Origin of the sequence: Mesorhizobium sp. M1334 (genome assembly GCF_040317995.1) — a bacterium.
GTDB lineage: Bacteria > Pseudomonadota > Alphaproteobacteria > Rhizobiales > Rhizobiaceae > Mesorhizobium.
Genome location: NZ_JAMYLM010000015.1, coordinates 120,529 through 143,146, shown reverse-complemented (window position 1 = coordinate 143,146; position 22,618 = coordinate 120,529). Strand labels below are relative to the sequence as shown.

Sequence of the window (22,618 nt, the reverse complement as noted above, 5' to 3'; positions counted from 1 at the left end):
GATTGGCACATCGGCTCAGGTTGGAATCACCAGCGTGTGGCTGGCTGATCTCCCCCGACCACCGCCTGAACTCAACTCGGCTGGCGAGCAAGTTCCCGCCAGCCGAGCATCAGTTCAGGAACCTTTGCGCTTGCTTGTGCTTTCAGTGCACGCGTGGTTTCTTTTGCTTTCGGTCAGATAGATATCCGTCTGCTCGCGCATCTTGCCTGAAGGGAGCTGCGGTCGCGCTCAGAGGAGAGCCGCGCTGTATTGCCGATAGCGCTAGAGCGAAGAAGCCCTACGGCAACCGGCAGTTGGACTGACACCAAGTTGGCTCCGAGAGCGTTGGGAACAGCCTGGCACGGCACGTTGCTCAGTTTGGACCTTCGCAAAGGATGCATGGAATGGCGAAAGACGTTTCTCGCGAGGAAGAGCAACGCGGCACCGGAAAGGTCCTCATCTGGGGCGCCGCGATCGCCCTTGTTCTCTTTGTTGCCCTGCTGGCCATATTCGTTCTGGGGTAGTCCTGACTGCTGCAGCAGGATCTAACTTGGGTGCACGACGTTCTGAGCCTAGAGAGCTGCAGAGCCTACTTGGATCTTGAGCACCGTGGGGTTGAATGCAAGCTCCCGTGTGGTGCAAGTGACTGCTAGGCTTTCGCGGTTTTGGTGTCCTCTTCGGTTTAGATGCCGCGGGCCGACGTCACAGCAAGTGCGGCCTTCAGGCGCTGCTCCCGAAGCCGCGGTCTTTGCGTCTCGTGCCGCAGGCTCAATGTCGGTCAATCCTCGTGCAGCATCCGAGGCGCGCTCGTCTCCTGGCTTGTCTTTCTTTCTCGGTAGGCAACTTCCTACACTCCGATGTGCCAGCACAGTCGGCTGTCGGCACCCAACCATGGTCGCCATATCGTATTCCACGCCAACAGAAAAAACCCGCCTCGACTGCCGCTAAGCGCGCGCATCCCCGCCTCTGGAACGCTTCAAACACTTTGCCGTTGTTAAAGGCACCTGCAGGAGCCAGGCATGAGAGTATTCCAACGAATTTTGCCGCTCACCGTGTTCGCGTTGCAACTCTTTGCCGTGCAGTCATTTGCTCAGACCGAGCAGCAAGATCTTCCGGGGCAAGGCGCATCATCGACAACCGAAGATGCCGAGGATGTCGGCGTCGACGTTTCGCTTGGCAGGCACGAAGTGAAACAGCAGATCGCACGGGAGCTTGGAATCTCCGAGGTGGAAGTGCCTCTGGCAGTTCATGTGCCTATCGAGCTCGCCAAGCGGGTCTGCGAGAAAGAGGTATTCGACGCACGCGCCAATGTGAACCGAAGCTGCACCGCGACGAAATACATCCCGGAAATTGCCGAAGCAGCACGAAATCGTCCGCAAACCTCTGCCGTTCCGGAGCAATAGGCGAAGACGAATACTATGGGATAAAGAAGGGGTGCTTGGCTACTCTGGGCGATCGACGAAGCGCCGCCCCGAAAGTGTGGAGCGCTTGCGCGTAATTTTTCAGGCAGCGTCGATACCGCTTGGCTTCCCCAGAGGATGAATCAGTGTGGGGCCGTATGCTTCGACAAAAGGCGCACACCAGATTGCGAAGGCAACCTTCGACCGGTAGAGGCGGACACTGCTTGTTAGCAGCATCTTGATGATCGCCAAACTGACGAGCTTCTCTGGTCAGCATAGTAGCTTTTTGAGACTCCCGGCCCTTTTAGGTATACTTTCCCCTGACTGTCGACAATTGTTAGGGCGTCGTCAGCTGTGAGCGACCATCGCGCTTCCGCCCCGATCGGGAGACAGCGCAGATGGAAACCTCGTTCAAGAACGAACTGTAGCGGCGCCTGAGCGCGCCGGATCTGACATTGCTGCAGCCTCACCTCGAAGGCCGTCACTTGGGACTGACGACGCACCTGGAGCAGGCCTCGGTCCCGATTGACACCTCGATTTCTTCGAGAGCGGTCTCGGGTCAATGGTGGCGAAGCTTCGGGCTGAGGTCGAGGCCGAGGTTGGCATTATTGGCTTTGACGGTATGACCGGATCAGCCCTGGTCATGGGTGAGGACCGGTCCCCGCACGATTGCTTGTTCAATTGAAGGCTGAAGCTATTGCTATAGACGCGCGTTGGCGGATCGTTCTTATGGGCAGCCCGAGGCGGAATACATCCGACTGATCGGGACGCCCCGTTGCTCATGATGTCACCCGTGCTGGCCTCTCTCCCGTCGCTGACCACATTCGGGAGGTGGCGATTGGCACCTGTCAGGACGTTCTGGCAAGGGTTGTCCAACGGTATGAAACCGCAGTGTCGATTCAGGACAGGATCGTAGAACATTGCAAGGAGGTCGGATTAACACCGCAAGCAGATGAAGCTTTTTTGCAGGCCTTGTGGTTGTCGCTGGCGAAGGCCAGGACGGCCTTGGAGCGTGAGGTCCCTCCGGCACCGCTGCAAGCGCACCTGGCCGGCCGCTCTAGTCCTGGAGAATTGCCGACCTCGTCGCTGGTCAGCATGCCAGAATGTCGATGGCGGAAGCCATGAGGACCCCGATTGAATGTTCTCATTCGTTTGTGATCGGGGGTGCAAGGCAATCCGGCTCCAGCGCATGTTGGCCTCAGGAACAAACCGCGGTCGCATCCGTTCAGCATCGCGAAGGACGAGACGGCTGTCCACGGCCTTTCCGGTACTGCAAAGGAGACATAACGTGCTCGGCCGCAGAGGGGGTTTTCGAAGACCATCTGAGGCTTCGCGCCGCTGGCGACATCGAGGAGGATCTTAGGCGCAACTATGCTGTGGACGTGGTCCTCTTGACCGCGAATTCGAATTTAGAGGCCATGATGCCGTCCGCCTGTCGTCCAAACGCCTGCGCGAGCAGCTGCCTCAAGGTGAGTTCAACTACATCGCAAAACAGGTCCGCGGCCCCTATACACTGCTGATCTGGTCGGCAACTTCGTCCAGGTCCGAAGCCATTGAGGGCGCCGACAGTTCCGTCATTCAGGACGGCAAGATTGTCTTCCAGTCCATTCACTACAGGTTGCACCCCAAGGGGGCTGGGGAAGCCGGCGGGCTCTTCCACTCACCGCATCCGACTGGTCACAAGCTTTGTTCAGTACCGGCGCCATCCACCAGAAACGTCCTGATCACACATGCGGCGGGATTTCCTCGAAGCGGCCGAAAAGCAGGACTGCGGCGCAATTCACCCACACGTCGATCCTGCCGAAACGCGACACGGCAAAGCTGCGCATTCTCCACGGGCCGCATCGTCCGCCATATCGGTGGCAAAGGTCAGCGCCTCACCGCCCAAGCCGGCGCACTCCTTGGCGACCTTGTCGAGTGCGTCCGCGTTTCTTGAGACCAGCACTAGCCGTGCGCCTTTGCGCGCCAAACCCAGAGCAGTCGCTCTGCCGATGCCGCTCGAGGCGCCGGCGACCACGACGACGGCTCCCCGCAGTTCGGCCATTCGTCAACCTATCGGGATAATTCCGGGCGGGAGTTGAGATCCTCACCCTCTTCGGGATGGACGCCTACCCTGTGTTCGTAGACAAGCGTTCCGCCTTTCCAGCCGGTGTAGACGAGCAGCAGAACGACAATCGTTGATAGCGCCGGGCCCCAGGGCAAGGCGCCCTCGGCGGCACCGGCGCTTAGGCGCAGCATGAAGCTGGCCAGCGCCAGCACCACGGCCACGACATTGCCGACCATATGGTGCCACGCTGCATTGATGGACCGCACCCTTGAATTTCCAAGAAAATCGGTAAAGCCGGCCAGCGCCGCGGCAGCGCTCATCAACAGGACAAAGCCGAGCAACCAGAAGGATGCTTCGGCCCAGAATGCATTTCCGGTGGACCAGATGCCGCCGACGCCGTGCAAAAACCGCCGGCCCTAGTTGTTCTTTTTGAGGAGACGAGCTTCCCTCAGGATTGAGCCGCGATCGAAGCCGACCAGCGACATTATCTCGCGTATGTGGTGTTCGGATACGCCTGACTCTCGCGCGAGCTCGCTGACGATTTCAGATTTCGGGCCGAGCCGCCCTTGTTCTTCCGCCATTACACCAATGCCTCGTATTGGGCCAAGAGTGCGACAGTCGCTCCCAAGCGTCAGCGGCCATGTTGTATTGCTGACGATTTGCTATTGTACGGTTCCGGACCAATTCTAGCCAGGGGATTCGCTCAGGTCTGCACTTGCCGTCCAAGCGCCTGCCGGGAAGCCGACAGTAGTTCTTCCTCGTCCACTAGTCCGGCCATGTAATTTGCAATGATCCGGGACGCCAACGCCTTAAGCGCTTCTCCAACCCTCTCGAACTCCGAGAAGAGATCGGGAACCTTGATCAGGTGCGGGCAAAGGTCCGTTGCGAAAAATGCGGCCGCAAGGACTCGATGACAGCGGAAACCCTTGAGGCAGACGATCCTCATTCCGGAAGTTCCGCAATGGAGCGCAGCCGAGATGCTCAAGCCGCTGCTGGCGCGGCGGACTGGAATCAGCGGTCAACCCGACCGTCGCTCGCTGTTGGCTGCCGGTGTGCCGTCGCCGAAGGAACAACAAGAGACTGGTCCAGTTAGAGCCATGCATGCGTCGATAGAAATGAAAGAGGAGATGACAATGGCGACGAAAAAAAGCTCTCAGGGCAGCTCCAAGGGCTTGGAAGACCTTTTCTATGATGGTCTGAAAGACATCTACTACGCCGAACGCAAGATTCTGACGGCGCTCCGGAAAATGGCAAAGGGCGCGGAGTCCGAAGAGTTGAAGGCGGCGTTCGAAAAACATCGTGACGAGACAGAGGGTCAGATTGAGCGCCTGCAGCAAGTTTTCGACGCCTTTGGCAAGAGAGCCCAAGGGAAAACGTGCCCGGCGATCGACGGCATCATCGAAGAAGGACAGGAGATTTTGGAGGAATTCGAGGAGGCTCCGGCATTGGACGCGGGTCTCGTGGCTGCAGCCCAGTCCGTCGAACATTATGAAATAGCGCGCTACGGGACTCTTGTCACATGGGCCGGGTTACTTGGCTTGAAAGACGCCGTCCCGCTACTCGAACAGACGCTCAAGGAAGAAAAAGCAACCGATGAGGCGCTCACCCGACTAGGCGAAACAGGCGTCAACGAACGGGCGATGCAACAGGCCGCATAACTTCGGATCGAATCGACGCGACCGCGGCCCCCGGCAGACGGGATTGGAGCTTGGTTGTATTCGCCAATCCAGGCACACGTGTACACCGCAGCCGCCGAGCCGTCGACGTGGTGGTGGCCGACCGGTTTCGACTAGGCCACCGGAACTGACAATGGGGGACTGCGAATGCGATTACTTGCCCACGCCTTGGGCGACAGGATGTTGGTATGAACGAGGATACCGCTCGTCGGCCCACGGCAGGCTCTTCCGGGTTCGACAGCTTTTTCATGGCTGGTTTCGAGTGTTCCTCCCACAGGCGCGCCGACGGGGCCCGTCTTGATCTGATCCGCGCGACCTCACATGACATCCATGCACATGCCGACTATCGCCGTTGTGCCGAGCTTGGGCTTCGCACGATCCGCGACGGCTTGCGCTGGCACCTGATTGAAACAGCGCCCGGAGTCTTCGACTGGTCGAGTTGGACGTCGGCGATCGAAGCAGCCCAGGCGGCCGGGGTGCAGATTATCTGGGATATCTTCCACTATGGCTCGCCAGACCATATCGACCAAGGTGGCCCGGGGTTTATCAAGGCCTACGTCCGTTTCGCCGCGGAAGCTGTTCGGGTTCATCGCTCCGCTACCGGGGTGGCTCCCCTGGTGTGCCCGATCAACGAGATTTCGTTTTTTGCATGGGCTGTGGAGGTCGGCTATTTCCCCCGCGTCGGGCCGAACAAGCGTGGGTGGTTCAAACGACACCTTGTCAGGGCAGCGGTCGCCGGCGTGAGGGCCATGCGGGAGGCCGAACCCGGCTGCAGGTTCATCTGGGCTGAACCGCTGATCCATATTGCTCCTCGTGACCGTACTCACCCCGAGCGGCAGCGCGCCGAAAATGCTCGCCAGGGGCAATTCGAGGCGTATGACATGCTGATTGGGCGCGTGGAACCGGAGTTGGGCGGCAGCGAGGACGTTGTGGACGTCATTGGCCTCAACTTCTATCCGCACAACCAATGGTACTTGAATGGCCCAACGATACCGATGGGGCACCACGAATACCGTGCACTTTCGGAAATGCTGGTCGAGGTCGCCGAGCGATACAAGAAGCCGATGTTCATCGCCGAGACCGGCGCCGAAGGTTCAGGCCGGCCAGCCTGGCTTCACTACGTTTGCGACGAAGTGCGCGATGCGACGAGCCTCGGTGCACCTGTTCAGGGTATATGCCTGTACCCGGTGACGGCCTACCCAGGTTGGGACAATTCGCGCCACGCCGAAGTCGGCTTGTTCTCCACCATTCATGCGGACGGCTCGCGCACTGTTCGCAAGCCACTTGCGGACGAGTTGGAACGCCAGCGCCGATTGTTCGAGGTGTTTGGAAAAGAACCAGCAAGCGCGGTATAGTTCTGCCGGTCGAACAGGGCGCCGGGCTTCCTGCGTTAACGACGACATGACTAAAACTGTCGCGAAGCTTGGCCGCGGTGATGAGAGCCAGGACGGTGAGCTTGGCGGGTTTCGCCGAGGATAACGGCTAGGGAAGGCCTCGATTGCTGCGAGCCGCAACTTGCATGCCGAATTCGGCCAATCGGCCGCGTCCGTGACCAACACAACAACCCAACGTAGGATCGATCGAATGCCCCTCAACTATGTAATGTTCACTCGGCCGCCTCGCGCTGCACCGACGGGGGCACAATCGCGGTTGCCGGCAGGCTCCTCTGAATGCGCGCGAACGTTGCCAATGCCTGGCCGGCGACCTGATCCATATTGTAATAACGATATGTCGCCAGACGTCCGACGAACCAGACCTCCGGGCAGGCCGCGGCCAAAGCTTCGTATCGTTTGTACAAAGCCTCGTTTTCGGCCTGCGGCACCGGGTAATAAGGATCTCCGACGTCGGTGGGGTATTCGTAGGTGAGGCTGGTCTTCGGATTCTGCTGACCGGTCAGATGCTTGTACTCGGTGATCCGTGTGTATTTTTCCGTCTGCGGATAGTTGACGACGGCAACCGGTTGAAACTGCTCGCAATCAAGCGTCATGTGCTCAAAGCGCAGCGAGCGGTAGGGCAAGCGACCAAGCTTCCAGTCGAAATACTCGTCGATCGGACCGGTATAGATCATCCGCTGGAAGGGGATCTTGTCGCGAATTTCGCGGTAGTCGGTCTGCAGCATGATCTTGATCTTGGGATTATCCAGCATGTGCTGGAACATGCGCGTATACCCGCCTGCCGGCATTTTCTGGAAAGTGTCGCCAAAGTAGCGATCATCCCGATCGGTCCGGGTTGGGACTCGCGCCGTCACCGACTTGCTCAGCTGGGAAGGGTCGACACCCCACTGCTTCCTCGTGTAGCCGCGGAAGAATTTCTCGTAGAGCTCTCTGCCGACAGTGCTGACCACGACGTCCTCAGCGGTGCGGACTTCTTTGACCGTTTCGCGCCGGGAAGCGAAGAAGTCCTGCAGCTGCTCGGACGTTAACTCAAGGCCGTAGAGGCGGTTTATGGTGTCGAGATTAATCGGTATCGGCAGCAGCTTTCCATCGACAAGCGACAGCACGCGATGTTCGTAAGGCCGCCATTCGGTGAATTGCGACAGATAGTCGACGATCGATTGGGCGTTGGTGTGAAAGATGTGAGGCCCGTAACGGTGAATTAGTATTCCCGCCTCGTCGTAGCAGTCAAAGGCATTGCCGCCGACGTGATTTCGTCGGTCTATGATCAGGACGCTTTCCTGCCGTTGCGATGCGATACGCTCGGCCAGCACACTGCCGGCGAAACCGGCCCCTACGATCAACCAGTCGAACACGCTCACGCCCTCCTCAGGAATGGGACGACGCTCTTCATCGCATGGGCGCGCTCGATGTGGGCAGCCATCGCGCTCCAGGTCTTCTCCCAGGACATGTCGGCGAGGTAGGCGTCGGCTTTCTTCACCAGGAAATCGCGGGGGTGGGCCAGGATCAAGCGAAGCTTGGCCTCGATATCCTCCGCCTCAACAATCTCGACAAGACCTTCGACGCCATAGGTACGCACAACGTCGACGATCGCCGTGGACAACACCGGCAGTCCTGCCGCAAGAAACTCGGGAGTCTTGGTCGGGCTGATGTAGCGGGTCGCTTCGTTGAGCGCGAACGGCATCCAGCCGACACTCCAATGCCTGAGATAGTTCGGCAGGTCTGCATAGGACTTGCCGCCCAGCCAATGCAGGTTGCCTGCCGTGGGAAGGCTCGCCCGATCGATCTTGACGACAGGGCCGAGCATGACAAAATGCACGTCTGGCATTGCCGCAGCCGCCTGCGCGATAAGTTCAAGGTCGAGCCGTTCGTCGATGACCCCGAAGTACCCCACCCTCGGGTGAGGTATGTCGGCCTGATCGAACGGGTCTTCACCTGGCGCCCTAGCCTGATGGAAATGGGTAACGTCGATGCTGCTCGGGAAGGGAAAGATCGCCCGATGCAAGCTGCGCTTGGCCTCGTAGAGGCTCTGCCCGCCCGTGAAGACGACATCGGCACGTTGCAACAGCGCCTTTTCCAACTGCGTCAACTCTGCGGGAGCGTCTTTGAACGCGGAGAGTTCATCCATGCAGTCGTAGACGCAGACGTCACAGGCGAGATGATCGCTGAAGCGTAGCGCCATGGGCGTGTAATACCAGGTCGTCAATCGGTCATGCGGCGTGGAGGCGAGGATCTGATCGACGAACCTGCGCTGGATTGTGTCCGCCCTGGTCGCGGAAGTACCAACTGGGATCAGCGGCGTCACTATTCTGATCTTGGGGGTAACATTGTGCACCCGCATCGAAGGGTGGCGCCTCTCATCGAAGATCGGCTCTTCGAAGTAAATTAGCTGTTGCTGTTTTGACGCCAGGGTGAGAATGTGTTGTGGTCTCTGATATACGAAGTTCCATCGGAGGTGTGAAAAGCAAATTAAAATAGACGGTTGTACAGGGTTTTTTGGTGTTTTGGCCCGGCCCGCCGCCATTTCCATGTAGATTATCCTTCGATATAGTTACAAAATGCCTCGACTAACAAAAGTCAATCGAGGCAGCTTTGACATGAAGTTCGCAGCCTTCTATATAACTTCCATCCCGATAAGTTGTTCCATAGCTCCAAACTGTCTCGGGCGAGACCAGCCGTCCGCTCCACTTGCGACGGCTCAACAGAGAAGGGGCGAGCCGGCCGCCCCCATTCGATCCACATGATGAAGCCCCTCGCGTCAGGTCGGCTCCCCAAATGTGGCCCTTTGCCACAGAGCGGTTCAAATCCTTCAATCGTTCAACAACCGTTCATCAGCGGAGCTATAAATACGCTTGGAATCGATTCATCTGAGTCGCGCCGGTGGTTCATTTGAATGGAGACCGAGACGAATCGAGGGATGGCTGGCGAATGAAGATCGACTTTGAAACCAACGTCTTTCCATTGTTTCACCCGCAGGTTGTGGATGATCTGAAGGACCCTTGTCCGGTGTTCGACGGCACGCTCTGGCACGTCTTCGGCTCCAGCGGCACCGTCACAACAGAGAGCTGGAAAATCCTCCACGCCACAGCGCCGGATCTTTATGGACCCTGGACAGAGCACGAGGCGATCGTTTTGCCGGTAACCGGATCTGGCATTGCGGCGCCCGGCGTCATTCATGAGTGCGGCGTCTTCCACATGTTTATCCAGACCGAATTCATGAAGTCCGGCGGACGTTGCGAGCACGCGGTGTCCAATGACGGCTTTCATTGGGTGGTGCTCAATGCGGCGATATTGTCGCTGCCCGACACCGATGAGGACGGCATCTACGATCCCCACCCCGCAATCATCGGAGGCAAGCGCTATATCGTCTATTCAGGCATGCCCAAATTCACCAGGGTGCCCCAGCCTGATGTCTATCTGGCGCGCAGCCAATCCGATTCCTGGTTCGGGCCATGGAAACGTCTCGGCAAGATACTCGATCATCTCGACGTGCCGCATCACAATGCGCGCGAGCACCCCGATTACGAATGGGGGATCGAAGGCGCGCAGCTCGTCGAGCTGCCGGACGGTCGTGTGCTTCTCAACGCCACCTGCTTCCTCCCCGAAGGTCCGCGCGGCAGCCGGCAGCGCGTCTTCTTCGCCATCGCCGATGACGTCAAGGGTCCCTACGTTTCCGTTGGCCCTGTTCTCGACCCTGGTGAGCCCGGCGAGAATGGCCATTCGACGGTGATGATCGACGGCCGGCAACTGACCTTGTTCTACCAGAGCAGGCGTGAGGCGACGAACCATCGCTGGCGGTTCGGGTTGGCAAAGTGTGACCTAGATCGGCATATACTTTCGAGAGTTGCCTAGATGGTAAGTTCCGGCATTTGCCGGAACGGAGGATGAAAAAAACGCTCTGGCGGTTGGTGGGAGGGATCGCTTTATACCGGTGATTGAGGCTAGTAGGTGATACGCAGCCAGTCGGCGAAGCTTGCGACGAGGGCATCTACACACCTCAGGCAAGCTGGTCGCCATAAACGACGTTGCCAGCTGAAATTCGGCAGTGGACCATAATTGCGCGCAGCACGCCGCCAGTGGATTCACGCGGTTTTGATCCTGAGCAGGATGTCCTGATCGTAATTTCCAAAGCCCTTGCCGAAAATATTGATCCCGCCGGGGCGCTTGGCGTCGTCCTTGACGCCGATACGGACGCGGATTGAATGATGGCTCTTCAGATCGAGTGCGGCGAGCCCGGTTTCGGACATCCTGAGGCCGTCGACATAGGTGCCGTCATTGGCAATTCGCCAGTTCTTCAGCTTACCGTATTGCGAGCCCTTGAGCTTCCACCAGGAGGGCGTGAAGACGCCGCGCTTGTCGCCGAAATCCCCCGGCGACGTCCAGGTGCCGACATCGACGCCATTGATCGTCAGCGTGATGTCCGAGGGCCAATCAGCGCTGGTGCCCGGCACTTCCGAAGACAGTTCTATCGCAACTTCGAGTTCGGTGATCTCGGCATTGGCGAGCTTGGCATTGTTGGGGAACTGGTATTCGACAAAACCGCGCGTGAACCATAGCAGACCGGCTTTCATGCGGTCCGGATCGAGGAAAGTGTTGGGAACATCGAGCAGACCGATAATGCCGTCCGGCGAACAAAGGCCGCAGGGCGCGGTAACCTCGAAGCCGGTGTAAAGCCCGATCGGCATCGACACTTCGATCGCGTCGTTCTTGACCTTACTATACTCCCCCTTGAACACGATGAGCACTTTTTCGGCGGTCGGATAGCAGATTTTCTGGTTGCCTTTCTTCGCTTTCAGGCTCTCGGTGCGGATCAGGCCCGCATCCTCCAGCACCTGGATGTTGGTCGAGACGGTTGACTGCGGAAGCGACAGCTCGGCGGCGATTTCGTTGACATTCATCGGCCCCTTCTCATGCAGCAGTTTCAGCATCGAGATCCGCGCCGACGAGGCAAGCCCCTTGAGCACGGCAATGCCTTCCTCAGGTTCAATCACCAGAAAATTGCGACTCATGAAATCGCCAGTCTATGCTCGTGACAGAGGTTATGGCTTCGCTCATTGCAACGGCGCTGACCGAAACGCCGAGCCGTTGATTTGGTTACATTAAGCCATCGACCGGCACTATGCATCGCAAGCCGCACCCGCATGGATGGTGCGACATGTCTACATTTGTTCTCCGACTGCCAGTTCCTTGTAGTGCGGGGGTGCTTGTCAGTCCGTGGCCTCGATTTGCAGACGACTAAATGATGGCAGCCACAAAGTGAGGCAGAAGCCGAACACGGAATTGGGGCCGTTCCCCTGGCCAAATCCCCAAGATACGGGACCTCGACGTCGATGTTAGCCGAACCGGCGCGGATGGATGCACAGGATGCGGTTCGCTGAAGTGCGTGCCGCCGTGAAGTAAATCATCGGATTCGCCACCCGATAGAGTCGGGACGGGGTTCTACCTATTGCTTTTGAGCATGATCTTTTCCGAAAATCGCGATTCCACTTCTTCGGGATCGCGCCAGTGCCGGCCTACTTCATGCTGGCCGCGGCAGCGACCCTGTCCACCATGGCGAGAACAGCTAGCGGTGCGGTGTGGTGGACCATGTGGCCGGCCTGCGGGATGATATCGACAAAGGAACCAGGAATCTCCGATTGTAGTCTAAGAGCCTCGGCTTTCGCATCGAACAACCGGTCGCCGGCCCCGGCAATAATGCCGGCAGGCATCAACAGGGTGAAGCGGCCGCCGGCCAGCGCGTCGGCCAGCATCAATCCCGATTCGGCCGCGATCGACCGCAGCTGTGAGGCCGCTGGCGATGTCCTTTGCCGACGAAGCAAACCCTGCAGAGACGATGCCGGGGCGAAATACTTGGCCATGGCGAGCGGCCAGGTGAGCAGCACAAGCAGCGGCAGCAAAATGTGGGGGAAAACACCACCGGCGACAGGCAAGGCCGGCAGCCCGCCAGTGCAAGGCCCAGGCGCGGCGGCAAGAACGGACCGATGAAGACTCCCGATCGAATCGTCGTCCGATCGAGCTCATCGACTCGCCCGCCTGCCATCGAACCCAAATCTCAGGCGCTGAGCGGCCGAGTAGTAGATGCGACTTCGCTGCTTCATGGCTCACACTCCATCTTTCAGAAGAGCGTGTGTTGCTGCGATCAGTTGAATCCGCCACCCAAACCGAACGCGGCTGCTAGGCAGGCCGAAGCTTGTGCAAGTACAGCTGTGCGTCACAAGGCAAGTGAACTAAGAAGCTGCACGAACCGCGGGTGATCGCGAATGGCGTCGAAATGACTTCGTGACGGATTCGTTCCAATACGTTCTGACTCACGCTTCCTCCGACGGCTCTTTCCAGGTACCGCACCGCTTCCTCCACTTCCCCGAGCACGGAATACATGCAAGCGGCGTTGTACTGCGTCACGAAGTCGTCCGGATCGATCGCCAGCGCTCTGGCCAGCCAGGAACGCGCCTTCTTCCGCTCACCGATATACGCGAGCGAGGGCGCCGCGATGCAGCCGTGCCGCATTTTCAGGATGGCGGCCAGTTGAGCGTTCGGCGCGCTCGAAACAGACCCTTGGTTCGCGAGCGGATGAAGGCGATCGCGCAGGAGCGTCCCCGAGTGTAGAGTTGCCACCCCGGATCTCGCCTTGGCCGGCTGCATTCCTGGCTGTGTCTCCTAGGATACATTGTCGAGCAGGGTCGACTCATCCAAGCCTTGTCTCGGCTCAGGCGGCCATTCACCATTCGGCGTCATCTCGTTGACTGCCTCGGGTAGATCCCGCGCAATCCTTCTGATTAGCTCCTCGCGCGAAAGGCCCGTCTGCATCGAAATGGACGTGAGTGTACCTTCGTCCATTGCCGCTTCGACGTCCCTTGGCTCGATCGGTTGCTTTGGCCCGCTGCCAACCCACGAGTCGACCTTCGATCCTGCCCCCACCTCCCTGAACCGGTCGAGGATCTCACCAAGGTCAGCCCTCGACACGCCATTCGTTATCTGAGCCAGAATTCTGCGTTGCGGGTCGTTTGGGTTAAGATACCCCGCTCCCGGAATCAATTCACAGAGCTTGTCGCGATTTTGGTATGCCAGCACGCCAAGCATCGCAATCGCCAATCTTCCCAGATTTGCCATTTGGTCTCCTCCACGGTTTGGCCGATGAGCGAAACGAAGCCAAGTCTTGGCGGATGCCGACGCGTGTGTGCTCGAACAACTTCTTGCCGGTCGGCTCACCGGCGGAGAGGACGCGTCCTTCGGGGTACTCGTTTTCCATCTGACGTCTTCTCCTGACGCAGAACTTCGGGGCGCTTGGCCGCAGTCGCCCTGCGCCGATCGAGCGACCCTAACCCGGCGCCTCCCGGGTTTGTTCCGCTTGTCAGAGTTTGTCGGCGACGATGGAGAGCGCGACCCGACGGGTAACTCCTACCGGCTCGAGAGATAGAGTCTGCCCAACTTGATCATACTTCAGAACGACGGCGGCTCAGTTAGCCTCAGCTACCTAGGACTGCCGCCGGCTCGCGCACGAATTTCAATTTCGGCGGGACGGCGAACACCGTGAACCGCTCAGCCAGGCTATCAAGAGCTTGACGCATGCCCACTCCCGCAGCAGCCGCACCGTGTCCACTGATGACCATCTGCGGGTTCAGGGCTGCCAGGTGCTTCACGGATCTTTCCGCCGCATCCCAGTCCGGCGTGAAGTAGCGCGGCGGACCGTGCATCTCAAGATCCTGAACGGCGACCTCGTAGACTGACTCCTGACCGGTGGTGATGAAAGCGTCCCCTACGATCAGCGAGCGGTCCTCCTCGCGCCAGAGCGAGATATGCCCAGGAGCGTGCCCGGGTGTGTGTAGCCATCGCCATCCGGGCATTCCGGGGATCGATCCGTCGGCAGGTAGGAGTTCCAAACGGTTGCCAAGATCAATTGGCCCCCGTGGAAAAAGCGGCGAAAGCAGCGCCATCAGTCCACCCCCGACCCAGGGATCCGGTGGCGGATAGGACGCGGTTCCGTCCAGATAGGGGCGCTCGAGTGGATGCGCGAAGACAGGCACGTCCCACCTATTCGCGAGGTCTAGTACCGTTCCCACATGGTCGAAATGGCCGTGGGTCAGGATGACCGCGGCCGGCCGTGCGTTCGTGCCAAACCGCTTTTCCGCGACCGCAAGAATGCTGCTGCGGGACGTCGGCAACCCGGTATCGATCAGCATCCAGTTCCGATCTCCACTGCCCGGTGCGCCGAAGAACACGACATTGACGATTGCTAGCCGCAAATAGCCCAAGTCCGGTGCGATGCTCCAAGCGCCGTCGCCACGATCCTCGCGCCTGGCGTAGTCGGTCTCGGAAAGTCGAATCTGAACGGTCATGTGATCCCGTGCCTCTCTTGTTGCTAAGCAGCCGCTCGAGTCGATCGGCGGCGGTGGTATATCGCCCCGAACTTGGCACGGCCCTCCTTGTTCCTCATTCGCCACCCAGCTCCGGACAGTCCACCACAGGAACAAAGGCTCGACCAATCGGTTCGGCATTACCCGGTCACGCAAGGACGAGTTGGACTGAGCAACGAAGCTGGCGCGCGCCCGATTGGATGCGGTATTTCGCCAACGCGGTTCCCGGTCCTAACAAGGCGGCCGAGTTCGAAGCCGACTGCTGAAAGAAGACTTCGAATGAGCGAAGTGGGGCGTATGGACGAGCACCAGGTGGAGGCTCCGGTTCCGCAAGCTTCGCCTATGACTGGTCAAGTTGGGCGCCAATGGTCGAGGCGGCCCGATCGGCAGGTGTCCAGGTTATCTGGGACATCTTCCATTACGGATCTCCAGACCATGTCGATCAGCGATCGCTGCATTTCATCGATGCCTATGCCTCGTTCGCGGCAGAAGCCGTGAGCGTACAGCGTTGGATCGCCGGAACACCGCCTCTGTTGTGTCCCATCAACTAGATCTCCTTTTTCGCATGGGCTGTTGAGGTCGGCTATTTCCCGCGTGGGGCCGAACAAACGTGGATGGTTCAAGCGGCATCTCGTGAAGGCTGCCATCGCGGGTGTTCGTGCAATGCGGGAGATCGACCCCGCTTGCAGATTTGTCTGGGCCGAGCCCCTTATCCAAATCGCTCCTCGTGACCGGACCCGCAGCGAACGGGGTCGGGCCGAAAACGCCCGTCAGGGGCAGTTCGAAGCTTACGACATGTTGCTGGGCCGCGTCGAACCTGAGTTGGGCGGGAGCGAAGATGTTGTCGATTGTCGTGGGCCTGAATTTCTAGCCGCACAATCAATGGTAAATAAACGGGCCGACGATATCGATGGGACACCATGAGTACCGCGCTTTGTCGGAAATGTTGCTCGAGGTTGCTCATCGGTACGGTAAGCCGATGTTCATTGCCGAGACCGGCTCAGAGGGATCCGGCGGGCCGGCTTGGCTCCACTATGTATGCCGCGACGAGGTGCGTGCCGCTATGGGTGTCGGAGCATCGATTCGAGGGTATTTGCCTGTACCCGATAACGGCCTACCCGGGCTGGGACAATTCGCGTCATGCAGAGGTGGGGTTATTTTCGGCCATCCACCCGAATGGCACACGCCGCCTCCGTCAGCCCGTCGCGGACGAACTGGTGCATCAGCAAGATCTGTTCACGGCAAACCGGACGCGCTGATTGTGTTGCGACACACCGCAAGGGCGAGCACCGAAGACCAGGGCAAATTACGGTGTATTCCTCAGCCAAAATCGGCGCCACGCGATGCCAAGTGGCATGGGTGCGAGGATGACCGTGCAGCATCAGGAAGCGGTGGCCCCTTCCACCAACCCGCACTCTGAGCGTCGCTTCCGGAAGTTTGATCTGCTCCAGCGAGAAACCTTCAAACATGCAACTCCCTCCATTCGCAACATTTGCCAAACGTGTAAACAGAGAGGCAGTTCAATGTCGGCTTCCGCGGGATCTGAACTTGCCTTGTATTCCGCGAAGAGGTCGTGAGCCGAACGGCGGCTTTAACTGGTCCCTCGGCAATAACCGGACGGACAGCAAACGGCCCCCAAAAAGCCGCCAGGCGGCGACGCGCCTGATATCGCACTTCGAGATCAACTCTGCCGTTTCCTGTTAGCCGAAGTTGCAAACGGCCCCGCTCACAATCGTGGTTGCGCCTTTGGGCATCGTGGTTCAGACCGCTGGCGGATTAGAACTCATATTGGCTTTGCGATCGGCTCATCGCTGCCGACTATCGGGGACCTATATAAAGGGGCATGTCCACGCGCCGAAAAATCAATGCAACAGCGAAGCTGATTGGAGAGTGGCCTTTAACCCCGGCTGCAACGCTTGGATCGTCCGTCAGAGCGAGGGGTATTTTTCTCGAAATACGCGCTCGCCTTCCAACGGAGTTCAGGAAACTGCTCCATATCGAGTCCCGCGTGCTTACCCTGCGCCTGTCTGAGGGCGCCGAGAATGATGTGCAGGTGGTATTCGGGATCGTATCCAAAGCACTGCAGAATATCGAAGACCTGCCCGTAATCCCCCGTGAAATCGAGGACATTCTGACGATCTTGACGGCCGAACGGCACCGCTGGCTGAAAGATGGTCGCTTGCAGAGCGCCGGGACGAAAACGGTGAAACTCCGCGGGCGGGCAAGGAACATCACCTTTCACGTGTTCGACCCGCAGCACGTGGAGGATGTGCTTGACCGCGACCTGGTTACGGTCTGGCGCGAACAGGACGCAGCGACAGCTGCAGAGAATAGGCGGCGAGCCGCGGGGAAGGCCGCTATGAAACGTGCTCAAAGAAGCGGTCGCGGAACTGCAGCTTCAGCTGGCTATGGCCCCGATGAGAACTCGCACTCCAGTTTGCGCGGCTGGGAAGATTTTGAGAATGACGGACTCCTGCGCTGATACGCCGGGCGCACAAGCAGGTTAGGACGTTTGCCTGCGCCGTGCGAGATGCGCAAGGAGGGCCGTCAAACGCATCGCGTTCAGGACCCGCTTCGCAGGGACACCGCCCTTGCGCGCCATCTCGACACCCCAATGCATGTGGTCGAGCTCGCGGATCGAATGAGCGTCCGGATTGATGCTGAAGATGCAGCCCTGATCGAGTGCCTTTTGATGCCAGCGCCAGTCGAGGTCGAGTCGCCACGGATGTGCGTTGATTTCGACAGCGACGCCGTGTTTCGCACACGCTTTGAGGACTTTGTCGACGTCGAGATCATAACCGGGCCGGCGCAACAGCTGGCGACCGGTCATGTGCCCGATGATTGTCGTCCGAGGATTTCCGATCGCCTCAATGATACGCTCCGTCTGTTCCTTCTTGGGCAACTTGAAGCGGCTGTGCACGCTCGCGACGACGAAATCGAACTGCTCCAAGATATGATTCGGGTAATCGAGCGAGCCATCCGCCAGGATGTCCGCCTCGATGCCCTTCAGTATGCGAAATTTTCCATTGTATGCCTTGTTCAGCCGGTCAGCTTCCCGGTGCTGTTCAGCAATCTCCTGCAACGAAAGGCCGCCTGCGTAGTGAGCGGACTGCGAATGATCGGCGACACCATAGTATTCGAAACCGCGCTTGCGCGTGGCTTCAGCCATTGCCTCAAGCGTTTCGGTGCCATCGGACGCGGTCGTGTGAGAATGCAGGATGCCATGCAGATCTTCATCCCGAATGAGGGCGGGTAGCTTCTGCTTTGCCGCTCGCTCAATCTCGTCCCTGCCTTCGCGCAATTCAGGCTCGATAAACTGCAAGTCTAGAGCTTGGTAGATTTCTTCTTCTGTCGCTGACGCGATCAGCTTTCTCCCGCGATGAAGCCCGTCGGCGTTTAGGGTGAATCCCTTGTCGGCCGCGAACGTCTTCAGTTGCTCAAGGTGGTCTGCCGAACCGGTTGCTTCGAGCAGGCTCGCGCCAAAGTGCTTCCTGTCCGTGACAACAAGCCTGAGCGTCGTATCCTCGATTCGAGTCGACTTTCTGCCCTGCGCTACCAGGGCGAAGTCGGAAACGAGCTCGCAACCGCGCCGGAAGTCACCTGCAATTTCGACGCGCGAAAACTCTGGATGCTCTTGCTTCACCGATATGACCGCATGTTCGAGAAGAGCGGCGGCCTTGTGCAGGTGAAGTTGCGTTTCGCCGCTTCGCACGATGGCCAGGTGCTGCAGGAGCTTTGTCTGAAGCGCGGCGCCGAGGCCTTTGACTGGGCGTATGCGGTCTTCTCTTGCTGCGGCCTCGAGCTCCGCCAGCGAGTTCACGCCGAGCGCCTGATGAATCTTCAGTATCTTATCGGGACGAAGCCCGGGTATGGCAAACAGCTCCATCACGCCCGCTGGAAGATCCTCGCGCAGCTTCTCAAGGCTTGGGTGCGTGCCGGTTTGGTAAAGCTTGGTCACGATGTCTGCGATCGCGTCACCGATCCCCGGGATCTTGGTGAGGGCGCCAGCGGCGATGATCCGATCAAGCGGCTGCGACAGCGCCGTCAGACTGTCTGCCGCGCGCAAGTATGCCTTTGTGCGATAGGGATTGTCGCCGCGCATAGACGCCCGTTGCGCGTATTCCCTCAAAAGACTGGCGACGGTCCTCGGATTGATTTTTGCCATGGCTTCAGCCAAACGAGGCCGATCTGCGCAGGTTCCAATCAGGCAAGGCCATGAGCGCCGCGTTGCCCTTCAAATCCCGGCTTTACTGCCTCTTCCCGTGTCGGGCGCTACAGATTGGGCAAGGATTGGTCAGCGCGACCCCATTCCGCCAGAGCTTTGGAGGCTGCGCGTTTCTTCAATTCAGGAGCATCGCCCACGTGGAAATGAGAGGGTGCATCTATTGTCTTCATCTCCGCCCACGTGATCGGTGCCGCGACAGGAGCGCCCGGACGTGATCTTGCGCTGTAGGGCATGATCGCGGTCGCCCCGCGCTGATTGCGTAGATAGTCCACAAAGATGCGACCCTTGCGGCGCGCCTTTGACAACACGGCGGTGAAGTGGGCCGGATCGCTCTGGGCAACCGCCTGCGCCAGGCGAGACGCGAAGTCCTTCACCTCTGGCCACTCGGCGCCAGGGGTGAGGGGCGCGATGACGTGCACTCCTTTGCCTCCCGTCAGCATCGGGAAAGTCGTAAGTCCCAGCGATTTAAGGATAGCGCGGAACTGAAAAGCAGCGGCGCGGACGACCTCAAAATCGAGGCCTTCATCGGGGTCGAGGTCGAACACGAGGCGGTCGGCCTTTTCGACATCCTCGATCCGAGCCCCCCATCCATGCAGCTCAATCGTTCCCATCTGGACGCAAGTCATCAGTCCGTCGGCATCGTCGACATAGAGATATGGTTCCTCGTGCCCGTCCTTCTCCGTGATGCCGACGTGGTGGACTTTGTCGCCAAAGCTGCCGGCGTCGTGTTTTTGGAAGAAGCACTTCTTCGCGCGGCCCTGTGGGCATCGAACGAGACTGATCGGCCGGCTGCCAACCCAAGGAAGCATGATCGCCGCGACCGCTGCGTAATGGTCGGCGAGCTGTCCCTTGGTGATGTTGGACTCCGGATAGATGACGCGGTCACGGTTACTTATCGCGATGGCGGTTGTCGCAGACGCGGCGAGATCGGCTGCATGACGTTCCGTCTCGAGCACGACCGCCTCCGGCTTCTTGTCTTCGCGGAGACCAAGATAACTCGGATGTCGTAACGTCCCTTCATTTGTCATTTCGGTGAAGGCAATCTCAGCGACCAGTTTCGGACGGAGCCAGTGTGCGCCGCGCACTTCGGCGCGTGGTGCGTCGACGGTCGCGGCCTTCTGCTCTAGCGGCGCCATGATCTTCAAGAGACGAAGAAGTTCAGCGGTATCGAAGCCGGTGCCGACTTTCCCGGCGTAACGCAGCTTGCCGCCGTCATGAACGCCAAGGATCAAGGACCGAAACGCGCGGACCTTGTCGGACGGCGTCCAGCCGACAATCACAAATTCCTGCCGCCTGATGCATTTGATCTTCAGCCAGCTTGCGCCGCGGGCCGCCACATAACTCGAATCCGCGAGCTTTGAGATGACGCCCTCAAGGCCGGCAGCGCAGAAGCGATCGAGCAGCTCTTCTCCGCGGCCGAGGATATGGTCGGAATAACGAAGGACCGGATTTTTCGCAGGCAAGATCGCCTCCAGATTCGCCTTGCGCTCAAGAAGAGGAAGCCTTGTCAGATCTTCGCCGTCGAGCTGCAGCAGATCGAACGCATAAAAGTCGATAGTCGCCGGGGCACCCTTCAATGCATTCTGAAGCGCCTGGAAGTTAGATCTTCCTTCCGCATCGACAACCACGGCCTCGCCGTCAATCAGGGCGGAGCGCACCTTGAGCTTGCGAGCCTCGGAGAGGATCGAGGGAAAACGGCTAGACCAGTCCAGACCAGATCGTGTGTAGGCTCGCGCCTCGCCACCGCCGACGGCAACGAGAATACGATAGCCGTCGTATTTCATCTCATGGATCCAACGATCGCCGGCAGGGACCGTGTCCACGAGCGTTGCGAGCTGAACCGGCCGGAAAGCGGGCGGCGCTAAAGTGACCTCGTCACGAGCGGGCGACTTCGCTTGACTAGCGCTCGACCCATTGATTGCCTTATGCGACGTTGGCTTGACCACTCTGACCTAAACCATACTCAGAGACGAAATAGCGTTATCCGCGTCCAACGCGCGACTACTTCTTTAGTTTCGCTGCAGGCCGTATTGAGCTTTTCGCGATCATTGCCGACCCGCTTGGTTAGCGCCTCGGCCTTAGGCCGTGCTTCCTGCCTCCGGCCCTTCCATAGGAGTTCCTCGGCGGCTCCCTCGACGTGGCTGACCCCATTGCGAATGCCCGGACGTTTCGTCTTCACGTAGACCGGGGGAGCGAACCAGAGGGGACCCATAAGAGGGAACTTAGAGCGGGAAGAGCCCGCCGACCAACCCCGCTTTAGCTGCAGCTAAGGGAACGATGTAGGCCCTCGCGGGTTTAGAGGCGGCAGCGGGATTACTTCGTGGATGTGCAGCCGCTGTGGGGGGGGTCCGTCGCCTCTCATCTCCATGCTTGGCGGCGGGCTCCTTTCGCGAAGGCGGTGTTGGTCTGAGACACCTAGAACCTTATACCGCAATCCAATTTAGCTGGTTGTCATTGGGGGGAGTAATGTCCCCTCCTCTTTTGCAGCAGCCAGGAATGCCTTGCGGGCCTCCTCGGGTTCCATCTCGTCAACGCGCACCGCGAGGTCCCACCAAGGGCCACGCTTGGTCCACTTCATCAACTCCTCGCCGGCTGCCTCGGCGTTGTTGACGTTGCGGATGATCCCGGGACGCTCGGTCTTGACGGGGATCGGAGGGTTGAACCAGTGGAGAGCCATGAATGGACCCCAGGCGGCTAGCGGGTTTCGTCTCTACTAACCGGCTCAGCGATGAGGACGATTACCGTTTGTTAGGCATGTCTAGTCCGTGACGGGATGTTTCCAAAGGTTCATCGACGGTTATCTAAGCGGTCGGTACGAAGCCGGTATGCATCATCTTCCGGTGGGTGTCGCCCTGGTCATTTCGCTTGTTGTCGGTCTACTCGTTGCGACGATCGCGTAAAAGGACCAGTCGGAAATCTGCGGCATCCGATGGTTATTTGTCCTCGGCGAGAGCGTTAATGTGAGGACTGTCACGCCAAGGCCGGAATATTGAGAATGAATGACAGCATACGGGCGCGCGCCCATTGCGAGGTCACCGAAGTCGGCCGACAGCTACTCCCGGGCGTCGAAAGCCACGCAGAGGCCCATGGCAGTTGCTGCCTCGACGATTGCCTCGGTTAGTTCTTCGTCGGAGGCCACCAAATAAGGCGCAAGTCTCCCGAGCTTCGCGTAATGCCGCTTTGATCGAGACCGTGTCGCGACGGTCCGCCCTGTTGAGGAGGCGGTTATTCGCGAAGATCGAACCCGACGAACAGGCCAAAGGCTGGGGCAACATTGACAATAAGCTCCACCAGCTCGCAGTCAGTTTCCGCCAGATGTGGCCGGTCTCGGCGCACCGCTGCAATAGTCTCTTTGACGGAGATGATTTGGCCGCGACGGGCTTGTAGGATCAGCTCGTGAACAAGGTGTTTGGCCGTCACTTTGTCGGGTCGGCAGTTCGTGCAAACGTTCATACAAGGCCTCCCACCTCAGCGAGAACCCAAGAGAACATTCATGATCCTCTGTCGAGAAAAATCAAGAAGAATGTTTGATAAGTTCTGAGT

At 59.0% G+C, this 22,618-nt stretch carries 19 protein-coding genes; 5 read left to right on the top strand and 14 right to left on the bottom strand.

From position 1 onward, the window contains the following. The first annotated feature begins 998 nt into the window (after positions 1–998). Positions 999–1,382 carry a hypothetical protein gene (locus tag NKH17_RS23275; RefSeq protein ID WP_352914022.1) on the top strand — a complete coding sequence of 128 codons (384 nt, stop codon included), beginning with the start codon at positions 999–1,001 and terminating at the stop codon, positions 1,380–1,382. Positions 1,383–3,159: 1,777 nt separating this feature from the next. Here NKH17_RS23275 and NKH17_RS23270 read toward each other — a convergent pair. Both NKH17_RS23270 and NKH17_RS23265 read right to left on the bottom strand, forming a co-directional pair. After that, positions 3,160–3,423 (bottom strand): SDR family NAD(P)-dependent oxidoreductase, encoded by a 264-nt coding sequence (locus NKH17_RS23270; RefSeq protein ID WP_352706234.1) that lies wholly within the window; start codon positions 3,421–3,423, stop codon positions 3,160–3,162. 8 nt (positions 3,424–3,431) lie between these two features. Then, a complete protein-coding gene (locus NKH17_RS23265) occupies positions 3,432–3,830 on the bottom strand; it encodes a DUF2231 domain-containing protein (RefSeq protein WP_352902607.1) in 399 nt (132 codons plus the stop codon). 729 nt (positions 3,831–4,559) lie between these two features. Here NKH17_RS23265 and NKH17_RS23260 point away from each other — a divergent pair. Together NKH17_RS23260 and NKH17_RS23255 are read left to right on the top strand one after the other, a co-directional pair. Next, positions 4,560–5,084 carry a YciE/YciF ferroxidase family protein gene (locus NKH17_RS23260; RefSeq protein ID WP_023677856.1) on the top strand — a complete coding sequence of 175 codons (525 nt, stop codon included), beginning with the start codon at positions 4,560–4,562 and terminating at the stop codon, positions 5,082–5,084. A 206-nt stretch (positions 5,085–5,290) separates the two neighbouring features. Continuing rightward, on the top strand, positions 5,291–6,457 hold the full coding sequence (locus NKH17_RS23255) for a glycoside hydrolase family 1 protein (protein WP_352778553.1): 1,167 nt from the start codon (positions 5,291–5,293) through the stop codon (positions 6,455–6,457). A 251-nt stretch (positions 6,458–6,708) separates the two neighbouring features. On the opposite strand, the gene glf is transcribed toward NKH17_RS23255, so the two are convergent. Next, a complete protein-coding gene (gene glf / locus NKH17_RS23250) occupies positions 6,709–7,851 on the bottom strand; it encodes a UDP-galactopyranose mutase (protein ID WP_352972407.1) in 1,143 nt (380 codons plus the stop codon). A 2-nt stretch (positions 7,852–7,853) separates the two neighbouring features. After that, on the bottom strand, positions 7,854–9,026 hold the full coding sequence (locus tag NKH17_RS23245; RefSeq protein ID WP_352902610.1) for a glycosyltransferase family protein: 1,173 nt from the start codon (positions 9,024–9,026) through the stop codon (positions 7,854–7,856). Positions 9,027–9,424: 398 nt separating this feature from the next. Here NKH17_RS23245 and NKH17_RS23240 point away from each other — a divergent pair, with 398 nt between their 5' ends. Continuing rightward, positions 9,425–10,348: a glycoside hydrolase family protein gene (locus NKH17_RS23240; protein WP_352972404.1), complete on the top strand. Its 924-nt coding sequence runs from the start codon at positions 9,425–9,427 to the stop codon at positions 10,346–10,348. Between the two features lie 230 nt (positions 10,349–10,578). Here the strand turns inward: NKH17_RS23240 and NKH17_RS23235 are convergent, their stop codons facing one another. The 6 genes from NKH17_RS23235 to NKH17_RS23210 all read right to left on the bottom strand — a co-directional run bounded on the left by NKH17_RS23235 (position 10,579) and on the right by NKH17_RS23210 (position 16,319). Then, on the bottom strand, positions 10,579–11,505 hold the full coding sequence (locus NKH17_RS23235) for an ArsR/SmtB family transcription factor (RefSeq protein WP_352972402.1): 927 nt from the start codon (positions 11,503–11,505) through the stop codon (positions 10,579–10,581). 504 nt (positions 11,506–12,009) lie between these two features. Then, positions 12,010–12,249: an alpha/beta fold hydrolase gene (locus tag NKH17_RS23230; RefSeq protein WP_352700223.1), complete on the bottom strand. Its 240-nt coding sequence runs from the start codon at positions 12,247–12,249 to the stop codon at positions 12,010–12,012. A gap of 421 nt (positions 12,250–12,670) precedes the next feature. Continuing rightward, entirely contained in the window at positions 12,671–13,138 is a 468-nt protein-coding gene (locus NKH17_RS23225; RefSeq protein ID WP_352972399.1) for a TPR end-of-group domain-containing protein, read from the bottom strand. A 15-nt stretch (positions 13,139–13,153) separates the two neighbouring features. Continuing rightward, on the bottom strand, positions 13,154–13,606 hold the full coding sequence (locus NKH17_RS23220; protein ID WP_352902622.1) for a YidB family protein: 453 nt from the start codon (positions 13,604–13,606) through the stop codon (positions 13,154–13,156). A 356-nt stretch (positions 13,607–13,962) separates the two neighbouring features. Continuing rightward, positions 13,963–14,832 (bottom strand): MBL fold metallo-hydrolase, encoded by an 870-nt coding sequence (locus NKH17_RS23215; RefSeq protein WP_352972397.1) that lies wholly within the window; start codon positions 14,830–14,832, stop codon positions 13,963–13,965. 1,172 nt (positions 14,833–16,004) lie between these two features. Next, positions 16,005–16,319 carry an alpha/beta fold hydrolase gene (locus NKH17_RS23210; protein WP_352467863.1) on the bottom strand — a complete coding sequence of 105 codons (315 nt, stop codon included), beginning with the start codon at positions 16,317–16,319 and terminating at the stop codon, positions 16,005–16,007. Positions 16,320–16,693: 374 nt separating this feature from the next. Here NKH17_RS23210 and NKH17_RS23205 point away from each other — a divergent pair, with 374 nt between their 5' ends. Then, on the top strand, positions 16,694–17,332 hold the full coding sequence (locus NKH17_RS23205; protein WP_352972395.1) for a hypothetical protein: 639 nt from the start codon (positions 16,694–16,696) through the stop codon (positions 17,330–17,332). Between the two features lie 21 nt (positions 17,333–17,353). Here the strand turns inward: NKH17_RS23205 and NKH17_RS23200 are convergent, their stop codons facing one another. From NKH17_RS23200 to NKH17_RS23185, 4 genes are all read right to left on the bottom strand, one after another. Further along, the gene (locus tag NKH17_RS23200; RefSeq protein WP_352972393.1) at positions 17,354–19,015 is read right to left on the bottom strand and encodes a DNA polymerase/3'-5' exonuclease PolX; all 1,662 of its coding nucleotides are present in this window, start codon (positions 19,013–19,015) and stop codon (positions 17,354–17,356) included. Positions 19,016–19,122: 107 nt separating this feature from the next. After that, on the bottom strand, positions 19,123–21,021 hold the full coding sequence (gene ligD, locus NKH17_RS23195; RefSeq protein WP_352972390.1) for a DNA ligase D: 1,899 nt from the start codon (positions 21,019–21,021) through the stop codon (positions 19,123–19,125). Positions 21,022–21,515: 494 nt separating this feature from the next. Continuing rightward, positions 21,516–21,752, bottom strand: coding sequence for a DUF982 domain-containing protein (locus tag NKH17_RS23190; protein ID WP_352972388.1), 237 nt, complete (start codon positions 21,750–21,752; stop codon positions 21,516–21,518). 548 nt (positions 21,753–22,300) lie between these two features. Next, entirely contained in the window at positions 22,301–22,528 is a 228-nt protein-coding gene (locus NKH17_RS23185; RefSeq protein WP_352972385.1) for a hypothetical protein, read from the bottom strand. Positions 22,529–22,618: the final 90 nt, after the last annotated feature.

Excerpts from the sequence above, each read along its gene's own strand:
- NKH17_RS23205 (WP_352972395.1), top strand. The coding sequence starts at position 16,694 with ATGTCCACGCGCCGAAAAATCAATGCAACAGCGAAGCTGATTGGAGAG.
- NKH17_RS23225 (WP_352972399.1), bottom strand. The coding sequence starts at position 13,138 with ATGCAGCCGGCCAAGGCGAGATCCGGGGTGGCAACTCTACACTCGGGG.
- NKH17_RS23210 (WP_352467863.1), bottom strand. The coding sequence starts at position 16,319 with ATGTTTGAAGGTTTCTCGCTGGAGCAGATCAAACTTCCGGAAGCGACG.
- NKH17_RS23275 (WP_352914022.1), top strand. The coding sequence starts at position 999 with ATGAGAGTATTCCAACGAATTTTGCCGCTCACCGTGTTCGCGTTGCAA.
- NKH17_RS23235 (WP_352972402.1), bottom strand. The coding sequence starts at position 11,505 with ATGAGTCGCAATTTTCTGGTGATTGAACCTGAGGAAGGCATTGCCGTG.
- NKH17_RS23185 (WP_352972385.1), bottom strand. The coding sequence starts at position 22,528 with ATGAACGTTTGCACGAACTGCCGACCCGACAAAGTGACGGCCAAACAC.
- NKH17_RS23255 (WP_352778553.1), top strand. The coding sequence starts at position 5,291 with ATGAACGAGGATACCGCTCGTCGGCCCACGGCAGGCTCTTCCGGGTTC.
- NKH17_RS23260 (WP_023677856.1), top strand. The coding sequence starts at position 4,560 with ATGGCGACGAAAAAAAGCTCTCAGGGCAGCTCCAAGGGCTTGGAAGAC.
- NKH17_RS23215 (WP_352972397.1), bottom strand. The coding sequence starts at position 14,832 with ATGACCGTTCAGATTCGACTTTCCGAGACCGACTACGCCAGGCGCGAG.
- NKH17_RS23270 (WP_352706234.1), bottom strand. The coding sequence starts at position 3,423 with ATGGCCGAACTGCGGGGAGCCGTCGTCGTGGTCGCCGGCGCCTCGAGC.
- NKH17_RS23220 (WP_352902622.1), bottom strand. The coding sequence starts at position 13,606 with ATGGCAAATCTGGGAAGATTGGCGATTGCGATGCTTGGCGTGCTGGCA.
- NKH17_RS23240 (WP_352972404.1), top strand. The coding sequence starts at position 9,425 with ATGAAGATCGACTTTGAAACCAACGTCTTTCCATTGTTTCACCCGCAG.
- NKH17_RS23190 (WP_352972388.1), bottom strand. The coding sequence starts at position 21,752 with ATGGCTCTCCACTGGTTCAACCCTCCGATCCCCGTCAAGACCGAGCGT.
- NKH17_RS23200 (WP_352972393.1), bottom strand. The coding sequence starts at position 19,015 with ATGGCAAAAATCAATCCGAGGACCGTCGCCAGTCTTTTGAGGGAATAC.
- NKH17_RS23245 (WP_352902610.1), bottom strand. The coding sequence starts at position 9,026 with ATGGAAATGGCGGCGGGCCGGGCCAAAACACCAAAAAACCCTGTACAA.